This is a genomic window from Gilliamella sp. CG16, from assembly GCF_046635785.1.
GTDB lineage: Bacteria > Pseudomonadota > Gammaproteobacteria > Enterobacterales > Orbaceae > Gilliamella > Gilliamella apicola_I.
Genome location: NZ_JBIDFL010000020.1, coordinates 1,816 through 5,171, shown reverse-complemented (window position 1 = coordinate 5,171; position 3,356 = coordinate 1,816). Strand labels below are relative to the sequence as shown.

Sequence of the window (3,356 nt, the reverse complement as noted above, 5' to 3'; positions counted from 1 at the left end):
ATTTAAAAGTCTGGCGGCACCCTACTCTCACATGGGTAATACCCACACTACCATCGGCACTACGGCGTTTCACTTCTGAGTTCGGCATGGGGTCAGGTGGGACCACCGCGCTATTACCGCCAGACATATCCTGTCTTCTCTTTCTCTATTGATGTCATTATCTCATCTTTACATCAATTCCTCAATCCGGAACAAACTGTTTCTACATTCTTTAACCACCTTCCGATGATTTTATCTTCTCTCTCGCGTATCCAAAACAACTCCGAGTTGTAAGGTTAAGACTCTCGGTTCATTAGTATCAGTTAGCTCAATGTATCACTACACTTACACACCTGACCTATCTACGTCTTAGTCTCAAACGGACCTTACTGATTCTCATCAGGGAAAACTCATCTCGAGGCTAGTTTCGTACTTAGATGCTTTCAGCACTTATCTATTCCGCACGTAGCTACCGGGCAATGCAATTGGCATCACAACCCGTACACCAGCGGTGCGTTCACTTCGGTCCTCTCGTACTAGAAGCAAACCCTCTCAATTTTCCTACGCCCATGGCAGATAGGGACCGAACTGTCTCACGACGTTCTAAACCCAGCTCGCGTACCACTTTAAACGGCGAACAGCCGTACCCTTGGGACCTACTTCAGCCCCAGGATGTGATGAGCCGACATCGAGGTGCCAAACACCGCCGTCGATATGAACTCTTGGGCGGTATCAGCCTGTTATCCCCGGAGTACCTTTTATCCGTTGAGCGATGGCCCTTCCATTCAGAACCACCGGATCACTATGACCTACTTTCGTACCTGCTCGAGCCGTCACTCTCGCAGTCAAGCTAGCTTTTGCCATTGCACTAACCTCCTGATGTCCGACCAGGATTAGCTAACCTTCGTGCTCCTCCGTTACTCTTTGGGAGGAGACCGCCCCAGTCAAACTACCCACCAGACAGTGTCCCTTACCTCGATTCAGAAGTATAGGTTAGAACATCAAACATTAAAGGGTGGTATTTCAAGGATGACTCCATGCATACTGGCGTACACACTTCTTAGTCTCCCACCTATCCTACACATTAAGGCTCAATGTTCACTGTCAAGCTATAGTAAAGGTTCACGGGGTCTTTCCGTCTTGCCACGGGTACACCGCATCTTCACGGCGATTTCAATTTCACTGAGTCTCGGGTGGAGACAGCCTGGCCATCATTACGCCATTCGTGCAGGTCGGAACTTACCCGACAAGGAATTTCGCTACCTTAGGACCGTTATAGTTACGGCCGCCGTTTACTGGGGCTTCGATCAAGAGCTTCTGCTTACGCATAACCCCATCAATTAACCTTCCAGCACCGGGCAGGCGTCACACCGTATACGTCCACTTTCGTGTTTGCACAGTGCTGTGTTTTTATTAAACAGTTGCAGCCAGCTGGTATCTTCGACTGATTTCACCTCCATCCGCACGGGACTTCAATTACCATCAGCGTGCCTTCTCCCGAAGTTACGGCACCATTTTGCCTAGTTCCTTCACCCGAGTTCTCTCAAGCGCCTGAGTATTCTCTACCTGACCACCTGTGTCGGTTTCGGGTACGATTAACTATAACCTGAAGCTTAGAGGATTTTCCTGGAAGCAGGGCATCAATTACTTCACTACCTTAGTAGCTCGTCATCACGCCTCAGGGTCTCAGTGACCGGATTTGCCTAATCACACCCCTACACGCTTAACCCACCATCCAATAGGTGGTAAACCTAGCCTTCTTCGTCCCCCCATCGCAGTTATAGCCAGTACGGGAATATTAACCCGTTTCCCATCAGATACGCCCTTCGGCCTCTCCTTAGGGGTCGACTCACCCTGCCCCGATTAACGTTGGACAGGAACCCTTGGTCTTCCGGCGAGCGGGCTTTTCACCCGCTTTATCGTTACTTATGTCAGCATTCGCACTTCTGATACCTCCAGCATGCCTCACAACACACCTTCTACGGCTTACAGAACGCTCCCCTACCCAATACACTTGCGTGCACTGCCGCAGCTTCGGTGCATAGTTTTAGCCCCGTTACATCTTCCGCGCAGGCCGACTCGACTAGTGAGCTATTACGCTTTCTTTAAATGATGGCTGCTTCTAAGCCAACATCCTAGCTGTCTAAGCCTTCCCACTTCGTTTCCCACTTAACTATGACTTGGGGACCTTAGCTGGCGGTCTGGGTTGTTTCCCTCTTCACGACGAACGTTAGCACCCGCCGTGTGTCTCCCATGATTAAACTTGTCAGTATTCGGAGTTTGCATCGGGTTGGTAAGCCGGGATGGCCCCCTAGCCGAAACAGTGCTCTACCCCCAACAGTTACTCATGAGGCGCTACCTAAATAGCTTTCGGGGAGAACCAGCTATCTCCCGGTTTGATTGGCCTTTCACCCCCAGCCACAGGTCATCCGCTAATTTTTCAACATTAGTCGGTTCGGTCCTCCAGTTAGTGTTAACCAACCTTCAACCTGCCCATGGCTAGATCACCGGGTTTCGGGTCTATACCCTGCAACTTAACGCACAGTTAATACTCGGTTTCCCTTCGGCTCCCCTATTCGGTTAACCTTGCTACAGAATATAAGTCGCTGACCCATTATACAAAAGGTACGCAGTCACACATGCCCAACGACACATGCTCCCACTGATTGTACGTACACGGTTTCAGGGTCTATTTCACTCCCCTCCCGGGGTTCTTTTCGCCTTTCCCTCACGGTACTGGTTCACTATCGGTCAATCAGGAGTATTTAGCCTTGGAGGATGGTCCCCCCATCTTCAGACAGGATATCACGTGTCCCGCCCTACTCTTCAAGCTTCCACATAATCTACCTTCGTGTACGGGACTTTCACCCTCTATCGTGCGACTTTCCAGACGCTTCCACTGATACATTATGCTACCCGCTTTGGGCTCCTCCCCTTTCGCTCGCCGCTACTAGGGGAATCTCGGTTGATTTCTTTTCCTCGGGGTACTTAGATGTTTCAGTTCTCCCGGTTCGCCTCATCTGACTATGTATTCATCAGATGATAGTGCAGTCACCTGCACTGGGTTTCCCCATTCGGACATCGACGGCTATAACGCCTTTTATCGGCTTACCGTCGCTTTTCGCAGATTAACACGTCCTTCTTCGCCTCTGATTGCCTAGGCATCCACCGTGTACGCTTAATTTCTTAACCTTACAACTCACAGTTGTCTTGGTTTCTATTACGCTTTTTTCTCTTTTCTACTTCAAACACCCATACTTTCGTATCAATGCCTTCCGTAAAAACGAGAACTCGTTTCTTTCAGCTTGTTCCTAATTGTTAAAGAGCTTTATCTTTCTATTTACTCATATAAGTAAATACAAACATAATTTAATTCA

2 rRNA genes are annotated in these 3,356 nt (G+C 49.1%); both read right to left on the bottom strand.

Going from position 1 to position 3,356, the window contains the following annotated elements:
* Positions 1–8: 8 nt before the first annotated feature.
* Positions 9–124, bottom strand: a 5S ribosomal RNA gene (rrf, locus tag ACGH47_RS11295).
* A gap of 147 nt (positions 125–271) precedes the next feature.
* Positions 272–3,171, bottom strand: a 23S ribosomal RNA gene (locus tag ACGH47_RS11290).
* Positions 3,172–3,356: the final 185 nt, after the last annotated feature.